General features: G+C 61.6%; 14 protein-coding genes. All 14 read left to right on the top strand.

Features of this window, described 5'->3' with window-relative positions; translation table 11 throughout:
• Positions 1 to 13 precede the first annotated feature (13 nt).
• Entirely contained in the window at positions 14 to 1,225 is a 1,212-nt protein-coding gene (locus QSJ36_RS08040; RefSeq protein WP_102731329.1) for an O-antigen ligase family protein, read from the top strand.
• A 4-nt stretch (positions 1,226 to 1,229) separates the two neighbouring features.
• Complete coding sequence (locus QSJ36_RS08035; protein ID WP_285468090.1) at positions 1,230 to 2,363, top strand: glycosyltransferase family 4 protein; 1,134 nt, start codon at positions 1,230 to 1,232, stop codon at positions 2,361 to 2,363.
• Complete coding sequence (locus tag QSJ36_RS08030) at positions 2,360 to 3,496, top strand: glycosyltransferase (RefSeq protein WP_102722467.1); 1,137 nt, start codon at positions 2,360 to 2,362, stop codon at positions 3,494 to 3,496. Before QSJ36_RS08035 ends, QSJ36_RS08030 begins: the two co-directional genes overlap by 4 nt.
• Complete coding sequence (locus QSJ36_RS08025; protein ID WP_285468088.1) at positions 3,493 to 4,674, top strand: glycosyltransferase; 1,182 nt, start codon at positions 3,493 to 3,495, stop codon at positions 4,672 to 4,674. The genes QSJ36_RS08030 and QSJ36_RS08025 overlap by 4 nt, the downstream gene beginning before the upstream one ends.
• Positions 4,675 to 4,696: 22 nt before the next feature.
• Entirely contained in the window at positions 4,697 to 6,277 is a 1,581-nt protein-coding gene (locus QSJ36_RS08020; RefSeq protein ID WP_285468086.1) for a hypothetical protein, read from the top strand.
• 34 nt (positions 6,278 to 6,311) lie between these two features.
• The gene (locus tag QSJ36_RS08015) at positions 6,312 to 6,851 is read left to right on the top strand and encodes a putative colanic acid biosynthesis acetyltransferase (protein WP_285468084.1); all 540 of its coding nucleotides are present in this window, start codon (positions 6,312 to 6,314) and stop codon (positions 6,849 to 6,851) included.
• 3 nt (positions 6,852 to 6,854) lie between these two features.
• Positions 6,855 to 7,703, top strand: coding sequence for a glycosyltransferase family 2 protein (locus tag QSJ36_RS08010; RefSeq protein ID WP_022397318.1), 849 nt, complete (start codon positions 6,855 to 6,857; stop codon positions 7,701 to 7,703).
• 23 nt (positions 7,704 to 7,726) lie between these two features.
• Positions 7,727 to 8,731, top strand: coding sequence for a glycosyltransferase (locus QSJ36_RS08005; protein ID WP_022397319.1), 1,005 nt, complete (start codon positions 7,727 to 7,729; stop codon positions 8,729 to 8,731).
• A gap of 49 nt (positions 8,732 to 8,780) precedes the next feature.
• The gene (locus tag QSJ36_RS08000; protein WP_285468083.1) at positions 8,781 to 9,818 is read left to right on the top strand and encodes an acyltransferase; all 1,038 of its coding nucleotides are present in this window, start codon (positions 8,781 to 8,783) and stop codon (positions 9,816 to 9,818) included.
• Entirely contained in the window at positions 9,815 to 10,837 is a 1,023-nt protein-coding gene (locus QSJ36_RS07995) for a glycosyltransferase (protein WP_285468081.1), read from the top strand. The genes QSJ36_RS08000 and QSJ36_RS07995 overlap by 4 nt, the downstream gene beginning before the upstream one ends.
• 7 nt (positions 10,838 to 10,844) lie before the next feature.
• A complete protein-coding gene (locus QSJ36_RS07990; RefSeq protein WP_022397322.1) occupies positions 10,845 to 12,380 on the top strand; it encodes an oligosaccharide flippase family protein in 1,536 nt (511 codons plus the stop codon).
• Positions 12,367 to 14,676 carry a polysaccharide pyruvyl transferase family protein gene (locus QSJ36_RS07985; RefSeq protein WP_285468078.1) on the top strand — a complete coding sequence of 770 codons (2,310 nt, stop codon included), beginning with the start codon at positions 12,367 to 12,369 and terminating at the stop codon, positions 14,674 to 14,676. Before QSJ36_RS07990 ends, QSJ36_RS07985 begins: the two co-directional genes overlap by 14 nt.
• A 92-nt stretch (positions 14,677 to 14,768) precedes the next feature.
• The gene (locus QSJ36_RS07980; protein WP_285468076.1) at positions 14,769 to 15,770 is read left to right on the top strand and encodes an acyltransferase family protein; all 1,002 of its coding nucleotides are present in this window, start codon (positions 14,769 to 14,771) and stop codon (positions 15,768 to 15,770) included.
• Between the two features lie 605 nt (positions 15,771 to 16,375).
• Entirely contained in the window at positions 16,376 to 16,741 is a 366-nt protein-coding gene (locus tag QSJ36_RS07975; RefSeq protein ID WP_022397325.1) for a hypothetical protein, read from the top strand.
• The last annotated feature ends 71 nt before the right edge of the window (positions 16,742 to 16,812 follow it).

Below are 16,812 nucleotides of genomic sequence, written 5' to 3'. Positions count from 1 at the left end.
TCCCCTGAACAGCATGGCATCCCTTCTGCAATACATCAAGAAACACGGAACCTGGTCATTCCTGGTAATGGCGGCGATCGCCTCCACCATGACGGGCGCCATTTCCTTTCTTGCCCCCCTGTATCCGGTGATGCTGGCGGTGGCCGCCGCGGTGTGCGTGACGAAAATGAAGAAGACCAGCATGCCCCTGGTCATCATGGCGGCGGCATGCGTCCTCAGCCTGGCGTTCAACCATCCGCCCGCCATTTTCAAGCCCTGGTACCGCCTGGCCTATTTCCTTCTCCTCCTGCTGGCGCTTACCCCGCTGACTTCCTCCCGCCTGTTGAACGCGTTCCGCCTGAACCTGTTCCTCTGGCTCATGCGCTTCTGCGTCTTCATCGGGGCCGGCTCCTTCATCGGCTACTTCCTGGGCATCAACTACATGCGCTACAATACCAGTGAGATGATCAATGTGGCGGGCCTCTTCGGGGGGCTGGTCTGGCAATCCATCACGCTGGGCCTGCTCGCCGGGCTGGGGCTGGTTTATCTGACCGTCCTCCATCTGGAAAACCGGGATTCCGGCAGGAAGGAGACCAAACTCCGCCTGGGCCTGATGGTCGCGTGCCTGGGCTCCATCCTGCTTTCCGCCTCCCGCTCCGCCCTGGTAGCCACCCTGATGGGGGTGGGGTACGTCTTCTTCATGTACTTCAGGCATGCCCCCAAAAAGCTTTTCCGGGTGCTTCTCGCCCTGTTCTTCCTGGGCATCCTGCTGGTGCCCTTTGTCCAGCACTTCGGCGCCAACACGCTTGCCAAGCAGCAGGCCAACCTGAGCATGGGGAGCGCCATGTCCTCCCGCACCCAGTTGTGGGAAGACCGCGCAACGGAGTTCCTTTCCTCCCCCCTGTACGGCGTGGGGTTCGCCTCACAGAAAATCATTTCATTCAAGCAATCCCTGGTGACCGGCATCATTGAACCGGGCACGTCCTACGGGGCCGTGTTCGCCATGACAGGACTGCTGGGGGGAATTCCCTTCCTCTTCATCCTGTTCGGCAACCTGCTCAAACGCCCGTTCCGCGCGCCGGGCTCTCCGCCCGTTTCCCCGGCGCAGGCGGCCCTGGCCCTCTTCGCCGTCCACATGATTGCGGAAGGGTACGTCTTTGCAGCCGGTTCCGGACTTTCCGCCGTCTTCTGGGCCGTCATCGGGGGGGCCCATGCGTACCGCAACCTGCCCAATGGAGGAAAATAACACCATGCAATTCGTCTTCTGGCAAAACATGATCAGCATCCACCAGTCAGCCCTCATCAAGGCGCTGGCCCGGGAGCACGGCGTCCTGCTGGCGGTCCAGACGGACTTTGAAGGGGAGAGGGAATCCAGCGGCTGGACGGTGCCGGACATGGGGAACGCCCGCATCCTCATCTCCCCGGACGCCCGGACGGTGGAGGAAACCCTGCGCGCCCATCCCGCGGCCGTCCACGTCTTTTCCGGCATCAGCACCTACCCGATGGTTTACGCGGCGTTCAAGCAGGCCGTCCGCCGCGGCCTGAAAACCATGGTGTACGCGGAACCCTACCGCCGCCAGGGCTGGCGCGGCTTGCTCAGGAGCGTCAAGTACCGCTTTCTCCGCCTGCGGTACGGGAAAAAAATCGCGGCCCTGCTGGCGACGGGGCGGCTGGGCGTGGAATGCTACCGCCGCGCCGGATTCCCGGCGGACTCCGTCTTTGAATGGGGCTATTTCACGGAATCAGCCGCATCCGCGGCTGGCGCGGAAACTCCCGCCATGGCTCCCCCCGCTCCCGGGGAAAAGCCCGATCTCCTGTTCGTGGGCCAGCTCATCCCCCGCAAGAACCTCCTGCCCTTCCTCCGCGCGGCCCGGCAATGCCGCGGCGCCTTCCGCCGCTGCCTCGTGGTGGGGGACGGCCCGCTGCGGGAACAGGCCGCCCTGGAAACGGAGGACTGCGGACAGATTTCCCTGCTCGGCACGCTGGGGAATGAAGAAACGCGCCGCCTGATGCGGCAGTGCGACCTGCTCGTCCTCCCCAGCCTGTTTGACGGGTGGGGCGCCGTGGTGAATGAGGCGCTCCAGTCCGGCATGAGGGTGCTGTGCTCCACGGCGTGCGGAGCCGCCAGCCTGCTTGACGGCCGCCAGCGCGGCGGCTCCTTTGACCCGGACCGTCCGGAAAGCCTGCGCCGCGCCCTGCGGGAATGGCTGGACAAGGGCCGCCTCTCCCCCGCGGAACGGAAGGCCATCGCCGCGTGGGCGGAACAAACCATCAGCGGAGCCGCGGCGGCCCGCTATCTGGTCCATATTGTTCATTATACGGAAGGCCGGGAAGAAAACCGCCCCGCAGCTCCCTGGGCTCCCCTCAAGGAAACGGCATCATGAAGATCCTGCACACCATCGCCTCCATGGCCTCCCAGTCCGGGGGAACCACGGCCTGCACCCGCGAACTGGTGCAGGCCCTGAACGACCTCGGCTGCGCTACGGACATCCTCACCGTGGAAGACAGGGCCGGGAGTCCCGCGGAAGAGGAAAGCTCCTTCATCCGCGCCGTCCCCAACGACCTCTGCACCCCTCTGGGCATTTCCATGAATCTGCGCCGCCGGCTCGGAGCCTGGCGGGACTACGACCTTTACCACACCAACGGCCTGTGGCTGGACGTCAACCACGCTACCTGCGCGCAAGCCCGGAAAACGCGCAAGCCCTGCGTGGCCTCCCCCCACGGCATGCTTTACCCGCAGGCGCTGGCCATCAAGCCGTGGAGGAAAAAGCTCATGCTGGCGCTGGGCCACCGCCGGGACCTGGCGCAGGCGGACTGCCTTCACGCCACCTGCCGGGAGGAAGCGCGGCACCTGCGCGAACTGGGCTTTGCCAACCCCGTGGCGGTCATCCCCAATCCGGTGGCCGTGCCTTCATGGATTGGCCAGATCCGGCGGAGCGCGGGAGAGCGTTTCCGCGCCGGGTTCCTGGGCCGTTTCCACCCCATTAAAAATCTGGAAAGCCTCATCCGGGCCTGGGGCAGCCTCAACCTCCGGGACGCGGAGCTCCTTCTCATCGGGGACGGCCCGGAGGACTACGCAGCGCAGTTGAAACGGCTGGCGGCGGAAGTGGGCGGCCCCGGCATCCGCTTTACGGGCTTCGCCGCGGGGAGGGAGAAATACGAACTGCTCGCCTCGCTCAACGTCCTCTGCGCTCCCAGCCATCAGGAAAACTTCGGCATGAGCATTGCGGAAGGTCTGCTGGCGGGAACGCCCGTCATCGCCAGTAAAGGAACGCCGTGGGAGGAGCTGGATACCCGCCGATGCGGCTGGTGGCGCGACAACAGCCCCGCCGCCCTGGCCGCCGCGCTGGAAGAAGCCTTCAACCTCACGCCGGAGGAAAGCCGCGCCATGGGGGACCGCGGGCGCAGCCTCATCATGGAAACCTACGCCTCGCCCCAGGTGGCCGCCAGCATGAAACGCCTGTACCGTTACCTGCTGGGGCAGGAACCCAAACCGGAATTCGTCGACCTTTCATGAACCTCCTCTTTCTGCTTGGGAAATTCCCCTCCATAGGCGGCGTGGAAACCGTCACCGCCATTCTGGCGAACGAATTCTCCGCACGGGGCCATGAGGTGCATGTGGTCTCCTTTGAACAAGTGACGGAGACGCCCTCCCCCGCGCTGGACAGCCGCGTCACCCTGCACCGGCTGGGCTATCCTGTCTCCAGCCAGGCCAATCTCGCCGCCCTCCGGGACCTCCTCTCCTCCCGCCGCATTGACATCGTCATCAACCAGTGGTGCCTGCCCTTCCACGTCACCCGGCTGTGCCGGAAGGCCATGCGGGGCCTCTCCTGCCGCCTGCTGGCCGTGCACCACAACGCCCCGGACTGCAACGCGCGGCTGGAAGGCCTCAGAATGCGCATGGCCCGGGCGGGGAATCCGGTAAACAGGGCCTTCCTGCGCCTCCTGCTGAAAGGCTGCGCCATGGCTACCGGGGCCAGCCTGCGCTACGTTTATGCCCATAGCGACCGTTACATCCTCCTTTCCGACAGCTTCCACCGGGCCTTCCGGAGCATCACCGGACTGAAGAATACCGGGAAACTCCTGACGATTCCCAACCCCGTCACCGTGGAAAACCGGGAATTCCGCTATGATCCGGCCTTCAAGAAGAAGGAGCTTCTTTTTGTGGGGCGGCTGGAACCCAACCAGAAGAGAGTCTCCCGCGTGCTGGAAACGTGGGCCCTGCTGGAACCCCGCTTCCCGGACTGGACCCTCCGCCTGGTGGGGGACGGCCCGGAAAAGGAGGCCCTTCAGGCATTCTGCGCGGAGCGCCGCCTGGAACGCGTCTCCTTTGAGGGCTTCCGGAACCCGGCCCCGTATTACGAACAGGCCTCCCTGCTCCTTCTGGCCTCGGAATACGAGGGACTGCCGCTCGCCGTGGTGGAGGGCATGTCCTTCGGCGCCGTGCCTCTTCTCTACGGGAGCTTCTCTTCCGCGTATGACCTGGTGGACCACGGGCAGAACGGCTGCATCCTGCCGGCGTCCGGCGGGTTCCAGGCGCGGCAGATGGCTGACATGGCCGCCGGGCTGATGCAGTCCCCCGCCGCCCTGCACGCCATGGCGCGGGAAGCCGCCGCCAAAAGCCGGAAATTCACGCGGGAACACGTCGTCCGCCAGTGGGAGGAAGTCTTCCGCAATAATACGCCCACCCCCTAGCAGAACTTCATTCAGCCACCTCATGGAACAGACACGGAAAAACACGGACACAGCGTTCACCATCAGCGGCAGGCTCCTGGCTTCCTGCGCCGTGGCCTATATGGCTCTGCCCACCATCCTCTTCCTGCTGGGCTGGGTCAGGCCCCTGTTCTCCGTTCCGGCGGCCATGGCCGTGGCGGCGGCTTCCGTCCTGCTGTGCGTGAAGCTCCCGGTCCCCACGCTTCACTTCACCAGGCGGCAGCTGGCCGTTTACCTCTGCGCCCTTCTTCTCTCCCTCCTGTGGCTGCTGGCGGGAGGAATAACGGGGGTGGCCCTCCAGCACGCGGACTTCGTGGTCCGCAACCCCATTTACGAAACACTCATCCGGTGCGACTGGCCGCTGGCGGAAGCGGACGGCAGGCACTTCATCTACTACCTCGCCTTCTGGCTGCCTCCGGCCCTGATATGCAAATGCTTCTCCTGGTCGGACGTCTTCATCGCCAACTATGTCCTGACCGCCTGGATTGAACTGGGCCTGGCGCTGGCGCTCACGGTCCTCTGGGGCAAATTCCGCATGGCCACCCTGCTCTTCCTGGTCCTGCTCATCTTCCAGGGCCCGCTGGACGGCGTGGTCAGATGGAGCGTTCATTTATTCAACCCGCAGGGGCAGACGGCCCATGAACTCTACCTGACGGTGCTGGCCTTCTTCGGCGGCGTGGCCCCCACCATGCAGCTCCATTACACCTTCCACCACACCACGCTGCTGTGGCTGTTCCTCGCCATGGCGGTTGCCTGGGACATACCGCCCCGGCACCAGCTCTTCCTGGCCTCCCTGTGCCTGCTGGCCTCCCCCATCGGTTCGCTGGGCCTGCTGGTCTTCATTGCCGTCCGCGCGCTGGTCCGCCACACCCCCGCCAGGCAGTACTTCTCCTCCTGGACGGTGCTGGCGGGCGGCGCGCTCGTCCTGCTGGCCGGAATCTACTTCACGAGCAGCAACGGGAACAACCGCATCCGCCTGACCTGGGAGGACTCCCCCTTTGACCTGCTCCGGCACGGCGGCTGGAAATTCTGGGGCGCGCTGGCCGGGTCCTGGCTGCTGACGGTCGGCGCTCCGACGGTCCTCCTGTTCCGCCGGTTTAAAAAAGACGACCTCTTCTGGACCGCGCTGGCCGTTCTGACCCTCACCTACTTCATTTACATAGGTTCCGTGGGCGGCTACAATGAGTTCTGCTACAAGGCCTCAAGCGTCAGCTTCTTCTGCCTGGCCCTCCTTTTCACCCGCATCTTTGCGGAGCCGGTGGGCACCCGCCCGTGGCGCGCATGGTGCGTCTGCTATCTGGCGCTGGCGGCCCTGCCCAGCCTCTCCGTCTTCGCCAAGGCCGCGCCCACGCTCGCCTTCACGGAATCCGCGCGGCTTGCCAACATGCAGCGTCTGTGGGAGGGCCACCTCCACCACCCGGAGCATCCCTGGAACGCCCCGCTGTGGGGCAGCGGAGAGGGAGCCGCCTTCCGGGCCGCCTATTTCCAGAAAGCAGGGGAATCCGCGGACGGCCCCCTGCGCCCCTTCTCCACCGGAATGAGAACAGACGCGGAACCTTCCGCCGCCCCGGCCTCCCGGCCCTGAACGCCTTTCACCATTCAAACGACATCCTCCCGCCATGAACCTGTCCCGTTACCAGGAACACTACTCCCTCAGCCACCGCCTCAAACGGTACGTCTGGTACGTCATCAACCGGACCCTCTTCCGGATGATGGCCACCAACGCCATGAAGGTGCCCCGGAATCTGCTGCTGCGCCTGTTCGGGGCAAAAATACCGCTCGTATCCCTCGTGTACCCCAGCAGCAGGATATGGGCGCCGTGGAACCTCTCCATGGGGGAATACGCCTGCATCGGCCCGGATACGGAAATCTACAACAAGGCCCCCATCTCCATCGGCAGCCACGCCGTCATCTCCCAGGGAACCTTCCTCTGCACGGCCTCCCATGACATTTCAGACCCCGGCCACGCCCTCGTCACCGCCCCCATCACCGTGGAAGACCGGGCCTGGGTGGCGGCGCAGGCCTTCGTGGGCATGGGGGTGACAATAGGCACGGGAGCCGTGGTGGGAGCCCGCAGCGCCGTCTTCAGGGACGTGGCCCCATGGACGGTGGTGGGCGGGAATCCGGCCAAGTTCATCAAACAACGCACGCTCCGCTGAACCATGCTCGACCTCTCCGTCATCATCCTTGCCAAGAATGAGGAACTTCACATCCGCCGCTGCCTGGAGAACATCCTCCCGGCGGCCAAAGAAGTTTTCGTCATCGACTGCTTTTCCACGGACAACACCGCCGCCATCTGCCGGGAATACCCCCACGTGCAGGTCCTCCAGCACGAATGGCCCGGCCTCTACGCCCCGCAGTTCAACTGGGCGCTGGACCACTGCCCCATCACCACCGCCTGGGTTCTGCGCCTGGACGCGGACGAGTGGTTCATGCCGGAAGCCCTGGAGGAACTGAAGGAAAAATTGCCCGCCCTTCCCCCGGACGTCACCGGAGTCATCCACAAGCGCAGGCACATCTTCCTGGGCCGGTGGATGAAGCACGGCGTTTACCCGGTCAAGCTGCTGCGCCTGTTCCGTTACGGAGCGGCCAGATGCGAACAGCGCCATATGGACGAGCACATGGAGCTCAGCCGCGGGCGCGCCGTGGAATTCGAGCACGACTTCGTGGACGAGAACCTGAACGGACTGGGCTGGTGGGCGCACAAGCACGTGGACTACTCCGCCCGGGAGCTGGCTGACCTGGAAGACATTCTTTCCTCCGCTGCGGCGGACTCCGGCATCAACGGGCAGGCGGAAAGGAAGCGCGCCATGAAGGAACGCTACGCCCGGCAGCCTCTCTTCTGGCGCTCCTTCGCCTACTTCTGCTACCGCTACTTCCTCAAGCTGGGTTTTCTGGACGGACGGGAAGGATTTTTGTGGCATTTCATGCAGGGTTGGTGGTACAGGACCCTCGTGGACGCCCGGCAATTTGAGAAACAGAAAAAAGGCTCCGGCAAGACGGCGCGCTGACCCCCATTTCTTCCCGCTTTTCCATGAATCCCTTCTTTTCCATCATCATTCCCGTTTACCGTTCCGGCCCCTTTCTCCGGGATTGCCTGGATTCCGTCAGGAACCAGGCCATGACGGACTGGGAATGCATCTGCATCAATGACGGCTCTCCGGACGGGAGCGGCGCCATTCTGGACGAATACGCCCGGAAGGACGCGCGCTTCACTGCCATCCACCAGGAAAACCGCGGCGTGAGCGCCGCCCGCAACGCGGGCCTTTCCCGGGCGCGGGGAACCTGGACCGCCTTCGTGGACGGGGACGACTCCGTGGAGCCGGACATGCTGGCCTGCCTTCATGACGCCGCCCTCCGCACGCCGGAAGCCGCGCTCCACTGCTACGGAATCAGCAAGGACTTCCACACGGGCTGCCGCCTTACCCGCACGGAAACCGCGCTGCCCAGCCGGGACCAGTACATTCCCGCGGAAGAAACGGGCGCCTTCCTGCGCTACCTGCTGACCAGCCTGGACATGGAATCCTCCTGCAACAAACTGTTCCGCACGGAGCTTCTGGAAAAAAACGGCATCCGCTTCAACGCCTCCGCGGTGGTGTTTGAGGACTTCCAGTTCGTCCTGGACTACCTCTCCGCCTGCGCTCCGGGCATCAGCCTGGTGAAAAGGGCCTTCTACCACTACCGGGCGCGGGAGGAGGAAAACGGCGCGGCCAAGCGCAGCCGCTTCAACCTCGTGCAGGACATAGACATGCTGGCAGCCAAATTCCTGGCGTGGACGGACACGCTGGCCCTCCCGCAGGAAGACGTTCCCGTGGTCAAAGGCTACATCCTGCAAAAAATCAACGTGATCTTCCACGCCCTCCAGCAGCAGTCCTACGCCGCCCGCAAGGCGGTGTTCCGGGACTTCCTCTCCAGCGGACTGGCCGCGCGCGGAGCTGACCTGCGCCTGTGCGGCCCCTACTTCCACCTGGTCTGCCGCCTGCTGGCCGCACGCAGGTACCGCATGGCCCATCTCCTGCTGAAAACAAGGCATCTTTAACGCCTCATGCGCCACTCAACCGTTTTTTTCCGCCGCCCATTTTCCAGCCATGCAAGCAGCCATTGACAGCGCCATTCCCCCGCCCGCAGCCGCGCCCGGCAGGGGCCGGATTCCGCAAGTGGACTACCTCAAGGGAATTCTCATCACCCTGATGGTCCTTTTCCACCTGTCCTGGTTCTCCACGCACTACCTGGACGTCACGCGGTACGTGTACGTCTTCCACATGTCCGGCTTCATCATCCTTTCCGGCTTCTTCGCCAATACCGGCAAGACTCCGGGCCAGTTCCTGAAAACGTGGCTGGGCATTCTGGCGCCGTACCTGGTCTTTGAATCGCTGTACTACCTGGCCCTGTCCCATCTGCCCGCCTCCGTTCCCGCCAGCAACCGGCTGGACCCGGCGTTCTCCGCCTTCTGGAAGGCGCTGCTGCTGGCCCCCGCCGGAACGTACTGGTACCTCTACCTGCTGGCCGTGTGCCTGCCCGTTTACTACGCCGTCTCCCGCATTCCCCGCCTGTCCCCTCCGGCCCGGCTGGTCGTATGCGCCGCCCTCCTGGCCGCCGTCTCCTGGTTCAATCCGGCGTTCCAAATGATTCACGCCGCTTACTTTCTCCTGGGGGCTTTCTTCCGGATGACCGGGCTCCCCATCCTGAAATGCTTCTTCCCCACCCTGTGGGCGGCTGTCCCCGCCGCCGCGCTCTGCCTCCTTTTCCCCCTCCCCGCCCGGGACAGCATGCTGGGGCTCTGCCTCTGCATGCTCACGCTCAGCTTTCTGGTAAAAACCTGCGATTCCGCAGGCAGGGCCATCCGGGAACTGTTCGCCTACCTGGGCAGGAATTCCCTGTCCATCGTCATCTTTTCCCCCGCCTTCACGCTCCTGTGCAAGCCGCTGGTACCGGTGCTGGCCTTTGATTCCAGCAGAATCTGCTTTGCCGCCCTGTCCGTGGCGCTGGTGCTGGCGGCCTGCCTGGGAGTCACCAGATTATGCGATGCCCTGGGCTGGAGCAGGTTCCTGTTCCTCAAAAAGAAGATGTACTCCCCCCTCGCCCTTTCCGTTGAACCCGCCGCCCCCCTGACTTTCCCTTCATGACCCCGGACGCGCACATCCCCCTGTTCAGCATCATCATCCCGGTGTACCGGAATGAAAAGCAGCTTGCGGCCTGCCTGGACTCCGTCAGGAAACAGACCCTGGAGGACTGGGAATGCCTCTGCATTGACGACGGCTCTACGGACGGCAGCGGCACGATTCTGGATGAATACGCCCGGAAGGACGCGCGCTTCCGCGTCATCCACAAGCGGAATGAAGGAGTGTCCGCGGCGCGCAACCTGGGGATAAGCCTGGCGCATGCCCCTCATCTGGCGTTTGTGGACGCGGACGACCGGCTCCTCCCAGAAACGCTCCAGGCCTGCCATGAAACGATGCGGGAGACCGCAGCGGACATGGTCGTCTTCGGCGCAAGCCTCGTTTCCTGCGCGGCGGAATGGACGGGCTTCATGTCCCCCTCCATCCGTCCCCTGCCTCCGGATTCCACGGCTGTTTTCCACGCGGGAACACCGTTTGTGGAAAACAACAACATTCCGGCCTGCTGGGCCAAGATATATAAAAAGGAAATTCTGGTTAAAAATAAAATTAAATTCCCGGAAAACGTCAAATTTGCGGAAGATCTTTATTTCACGGCGCAATGTTTCTGCCATTGCAGCTCCGTAACCGTCATCAACAAGCCTTTTTATCAATATTCCGCCGACGGGGAAACAGGGGTTACCAGCAATTTCTTCAACCGGAAAAGGCCTCTGGAAGATTACATGAACGCCCTTCGCGCCATCCTGGACCTGAGCAACTGCATTGACGGGCGTTCCCCGTACAGCAGCAACTATTTCCAGCGGAGCCGGAGCCTCCTGGTCCTGTTCAGGCTTTGCTATGCCAATTATAAACTTCTTGCGGATAGAATAAAAAGCCTTTACCCCGACCGGGAAAAGGCCATACGGAAAGAAGCTTTTTCCGCCTTAAAAAAATATGTGACGCTTGCCAACCTGCCGCGGATACTTTACTTTTCCCTCAAATCAAATTACGGGCACCTGCTCGGGAACCTGCTGGCCAACAAGAAATAAATTCCACATGAATGAAATCAAGACGGGGGCCTGCATTAATTACATATCCATCATCGTCAGGCTGGCGACGCAGTTCTTTCTGACCCCGTTTACCCTGTCCAGTCTGGGAGAAAATGAATACGGCATTTTCATGCTCAGCAATTCCGTGATTGCGTGGCTGTCCCTGACGGACTTCGGCCTGGGGGTGACCGTCAACAAATACATCGCCACCTATCACGCGAAAAAGGAGAACGACCGGGAGGCCCATTTCCTGGGACAGGCCATGATGCTGTTCTCCTTCCTGGGGCTGCTCACCTTCGCGGCGGGCATGATCTGCTACGTGAACCTGGGCGCCCTGTTCCCCAATCTGTCCGGGCCGGAGCTTGACACCCTGAAAATCCTGTACCTGCTGACGCTGGGCAACATCATCCTGGCCTTCCCCCTGCGGCCGCTGTCCTGCGTGCCTGGGTCCTACATGAAATTCATCGTTCCCGGGCTGGTCAGCCTGGGACTCTCCCTCTTCAATACGCTTCTTACGGTTCTGCTCCTGGTGTGGGGGTACAAGGCGATCGCCCTCACCGTCCTGGGCGTGGGCATCGGCGTAGCCAGCCTGGCGTGGGGAACGTATTACACCATCCGCTGCCTGGGCGTGCGCATCATTTTCCGCAAGCCTGACTGGAAGCTGTACCGGGAGATGTTCACCTTTTCCTTCTGGATTCTGCTGAACCAACTCATGGACCTGTTCTACTGGCGGGCGGGCACTCCCATCCTGGCAAGGACGGCGGGGGCCCAGGCAGTCACCCTGTTCACGCTGGGAATCTCGTTCTCCCAGTACTTCATGACGGCTTCCACCGCCATTTCCGGAGTCATTGCCCCCAAAATCATGCAGATGGTGGCCCTGGATTCCACCAAGGAGCAGCTCACCCGCATGATGATACGGGTGGGGCGCCTTCAACTGGCCCTGCTGAGCGTCATCCTGGTTTCCTTCATCAGCTGCGGCCACGACTTCCTGCACCTGTGGGTGGGGAAAACCATCGGGGACCAGACAGGCACGGTCTGGGTGGGGGCCGTCATCGTGCTGCTCCCCCTGCTGGTTCCGCTGACTCAAAACACGGGACTCGCCATCCTCCAGGCCCTCAACATCCACAAGGGGAGGGCCATCATCCTCTTTTACTCCTCCCTGCTCTGCGTCATCCTGGGCTACTTCATCTCCCTGTACTACGGCACCATCGGAATGTTCATCGGCACCGCCATTTCCCTGTTCATCGGCCAGGTGCTGATGATCAACCGCTACTACGCCCGCACCGCCGGTCTGGACATGAGGCTCTTCTTCCGCCGCACCTACGGGCCCCTGCTGCTGCCCTCCGCCGTCATGATCCTGGCGGGGCTGGGAGCGGTTGCCCTGCTAACGCTGGACAACTGGTTCTCCTTCCTGGCCTTCGCCTTCTGCTACGGCCTCCTGGCCGTGGGAACCATCTGGTTTTTCTACCTCAACCGGGATGAACGGGACATGTTTCTCGGCCCCCTGCAAAAACTGATTCCTTCCCGCCATGATAAAAACTGATGCCCCGCCTGAGCTCTCCACCCTGTGCACGGGCTGCTCCGCCTGCGCCAACATCTGCCCCAGGGACGCTATTTCCATGAACTGGAGCCCCTCCGGCTTCTTAACGCCCGCGGTTAATCTGGAAGCGTGCGTCCACTGCGGCCTCTGCACCAAAACCTGCCCGGACCTGAATCCGCCCGCCCGGTCCCCCCAGGCGTTTGACGAGCCCAGGGCATACGCGGCCTGGGCGCTGGACGAGGCCGTGCGCCTGAACTCCTCCAGCGGAGGCGTATTCACCATCCTGGCCCGGCATATTCTTGCACAGGGAGGCGTGGTCTACGGCGTGGCGTGGAACACGGACGGGGAACTTTCCGTCCGCCATGTGCGCCTGGACTCCCTGCCGGAGCTCAAGCTCCTGAACGGCAGCAAATACCTTCAGGCGGACCCCGGCCACGCCTACCGGGACATCAAGAAGGACCTGAAAGAGGGAAAAACGGTCCTGTTTTCCGGCACGCCCTGCCAGGCGGCGGCCCTGAGAGCCTGTCTGAAAAAGCCCTGGGACAGCCTCTTCATCATTGACATCGCCTGCCACGGCGTACCCTCCAAAAACCTTTTTGACGCGTACCGGCAGGATTACGAACGGAGCACGGACCGGCAGATAAGCTGCATCAACTTCCGGGACAAAACCCACGGCTGGAACCACTACTCCGTGATGAAATTCCACCGGGACGGCTCCGGTTCCGGCGCGCGCATTTATACGGAAGACCTTTTCATGCAGGCGTACCTGTCAGACATCTGCCTGGGGGAAGCATGCTACAACTGCCCGCATGCTTCCGGCCCCCGCACCAGTGACCTGACCCTGGCCGACTTCTGGGGCGCGGGATACTTCCATCCCAAGTGGGATGATTCCAGGGGAATCTCCCTGCTGCTGGCGAGCACTCCCCGCGGGGAAGAACTTTTAAACCAATGCGGGAAGGAGCTCTTTCTGCACCGGGAGAACTGGCAGGCCGTCAAACACACCAACAGGGGCATCCGGCGGCAGCCTGCCTTCCCCTCCCGGCTGGCGCGCCGGAACTTCCTCCGGGACCTCCGGCAGAAACCCTTCACGGAAGCGGTGGCGCAGCACACGGCCCGCTTCAAGCCCCGGGCGGAGGTGGGCCTGCTGGGCGTCTGGATGACGTGCAACTATGGAGCCGTGCTCACCTCCTTCGCCCTTTACCGGCTGCTGGAGCAAATGGGAAAAAGCGTTTCCCTGATTGATTTTTCCTTCACGGAGCGGCAGAAAGACCCTGCGACGGTATTCAGAAAATTCCTGGTCCGGGAGCGCATTTCCACAACGCCGCTGCACTCCCTGGACTACGCCTACCACTTAAACGACCAGTTTGACACGTTCATGGTAGGCTCCGACCAGGTGTGGAACCAGGGTTTCATGGGGCACTTCTTCTTCCTGGACTTCGCCAGGGGGGAGAAACGGAAAATCGCCTACGGGCCGTCCATGGGGCAGTTGACGGAACCTTCCGGGAAATATCTTAAAAAAACGGCCATGCTGCTCAAACGGTTCGATGCCGTTTCCGTCCGGGAAAAACCGATGGTGGAGCACCTCAAGCGGCACTATGGGCGTGAAAGCGCCTGGGTGATGGACCCCGTCTTCCTGCTGGGCAGGGAACGCTGGGAGGAGCTGGCACGGCAGGCGCCTCCGGCGGGCAAAGGCCGCATCGTCTCCTACATCCTGGACCCGGCGGCGGAAAAAAGGAAGCTCCTGCTGGACGCCTCCTCCAAACTCGGGCTCCCCCTGCTGAACATGGTGGACATCCAGAAAAAGGAGGTGGACAACCTCGGCAGGCTGAACCTGCCCAATACCATGAAGGAAGCCACGTTATATGAATGGCTCGGCAACATCCTCCACTGCGAGTTTTTCATTACAGACTCCTTCCACGGCGTCTGCTTCGCCCTGATCTTCAACAAGCCGTTCTTGTGCATCAACAATCCCATGCGCGGCTCCGGGCGCTTCCACTCCCTGCTGAACCTTCTCCGGCTTCAGGACCGCATGCTGCCCGAAGACGCGGAAGCCCTGCCGGAGAACGTCCCGCTCACGATGGACTACGCTCCCGTCAATGAACTGCTGGAACAGAAAATCTCGCAATCCCGGGAATGGCTTCAGCAGGCGTTCTCCGGGGAAAGGGATGCCACCCTGGCAGAATACAGCCGCCTGACGGAGAAAAAACTGACCAGGAGACCGCCGTCCCGGTGGGGGCGGCTCAGGAAAAAAGGAAGAAAACTCCTGGCACGGGCGTACCACCGCATCCGCAGATCATGACGCCCGGACGGTTCCCTACCTTCCGCCCTTCATTAACTTCAACCCTCTGCCAACTCAATATCCGGCTCATGCCGCAGAAAAACTCCCTTCCCATGGAAATCCCTAAAAAACGTGTCGCATGGATTGACGTGTCGCGGGTGCTTGCAGCGCTCCTGATCATGTACGTGCACCTGTCCTCCCCCTTGCTCAAGACAACGGGCATCCACCTCTTCTACAACGGCAGGGTTCCCTTCTTCCTGGTGCTGGCCGGCTACTTTCTGGCAAGAAACATCACCTGGAACAAGGCAGTTGACCGGGCTTTATGGCTGTTCATCCCGTACATGATCTGGAACGTGCTGTACTTGTTCCTTCTCTCCCTCCCTGCCGGCAGCTCCTTCCAGCTTGCGGACCTGGCCGGCATCCGGGACGTCTTCCTGCCGGGCATGGACCTCTTCTCCTTCGGGAGCGAGTCCCCCGACGTTCCCCCCATCGGCCCCTCCTGGTTTCTGCGGGACATCATCATTCTTACCCTGCTGACGCCGCTGCTGGCCCGCATTAAAATACTGCTGCTGCCCGCGCTGCTCCTCTTTTTCTCCTTCTGCAACATGGCTCCCGATCCCCTGGTGACGCTCTCCGTGGGGTCCTGCGCCTTCTACCTGCTGGGCGTCGTGCTCAGTTCCCGCCGGATTGACGACATCCATCTGGTGCTGAACAAAAAATTCGGCGTCGTCTTCTGCGTGAGCATTCTCGTTTCCTCCGCGATGGTTCTGCTGCACTCCGCCGGAATCCTTTCCCTGTGGACGGAAACGGTCGCGGGCATGCTGCTGGGAGTCATGCTGATTATGTACGCAGGCATCTGGATGGAAAAGCGTCTGCCCGGCGTTGCCGCCAGAATAGCCCTGCTGGCTCCCGCCTGTTTTCTGACGTTCATGCTGCACCTGCCCATTTACGAATGCCTTCCTTCATCCATGAAATTTGGTGCCTTCTCCCTGTTCACCCCGCTGCTGGCATTCACGGCTATTGTGCTGTTCTATTTTGCCTTGAAACGTTTCACCCCTTTCCTGCTGCCGTATCTGGCCCATGTTAAACGGCCGTCAGGAAAGCCGTCGGCTTAAAGGGCAAAGACCCATTAAAGACATCCGCCCCGTCCACCGGGAAAGGATACCCGGTCACAGCCGGAGAAATGCCGCCCAAGCCACATGGGGGAAGCTTCCGCCAGTTTCTGCCTGGGATAAAACACATTCCTTACGCAGAAAAAGAATGTGCCCTCATCCGTTCGGCTGCATGCATCTCCATGAATTGATGCGCTGTCCGTCCATGTCCCTCCGGGACCGCCTTGTTATCTTCCATGGCCGCCTGTCCCGGATGCATTCGCCAAGTTCCGGCCCCTGCAAATGCGGCAGGGCAGAATTTAAGAAAGGGCAAGGAAACTTTAATTCAAGCAATAAGATTCCGGAGAATGGAGAATGTCCCTAACGGAATCAACAAGGATTACGGGCCGCGGCAAGAACGCCGCCGATGATTTTTTATTCATTTCTGACCAATGGATGAAGTATCCAGAAAAGAAAGGAAGGCGCATGCCTCCCTCCAAAAATTACCCGGCTCTCCGGGGAATCCACAACACTCATTGATGGCACCCACCCTTTATTGTGTTCAACAAGGACATTCATTGAGCGATTATCAATCATACTCCGCTCAAAATCTTTGATTCATCATTACAATGAGCAAAGTACCCCACATGGAAGAACCTCTTGTGGATATTCTGGAGCTGGGGCGTTGGATGGCTGAAAATCATATCAGCCGCTCCACGCTGGCTTCGGCCATTGGCATGAACAGAAGCGCCATCGACAACTACTTTGTCAGAAAAAAGCTCTCCCGGCATGCCCAAATCCTCATCAAGCGGTTCATGGACGGCCAGGAAGCCCTGGCCGCCTCCAATGAGGTATCTTCCCTCATCACGGTTCCCCTGAAAAACCGGATCATCAATCTTGCCATGAAAGCCGCCGTCCGGAAAAACCTCACGCTGGAGGAATTCATGGCGCGAGCCGTGGAGGGAGCCGCGAAGAACGTTGAGGAAGAAAAATAAAATCATGAAGCGTTTGCAGGCAATGGCGGCAGTCCCGGCGTAAGATCCCAGCAGCATCACCTTTTCCTTGG

The sequence above is a fragment of the Akkermansia sp. NBRC 115031 genome (assembly GCF_030268505.1).
Lineage (GTDB): Bacteria > Verrucomicrobiota > Verrucomicrobiia > Verrucomicrobiales > Akkermansiaceae > Akkermansia > Akkermansia massiliensis.
The sequence above is the reverse complement of the archived record's forward strand: the minus strand, read 5'-3'. Positions and strand labels throughout refer to the sequence as shown.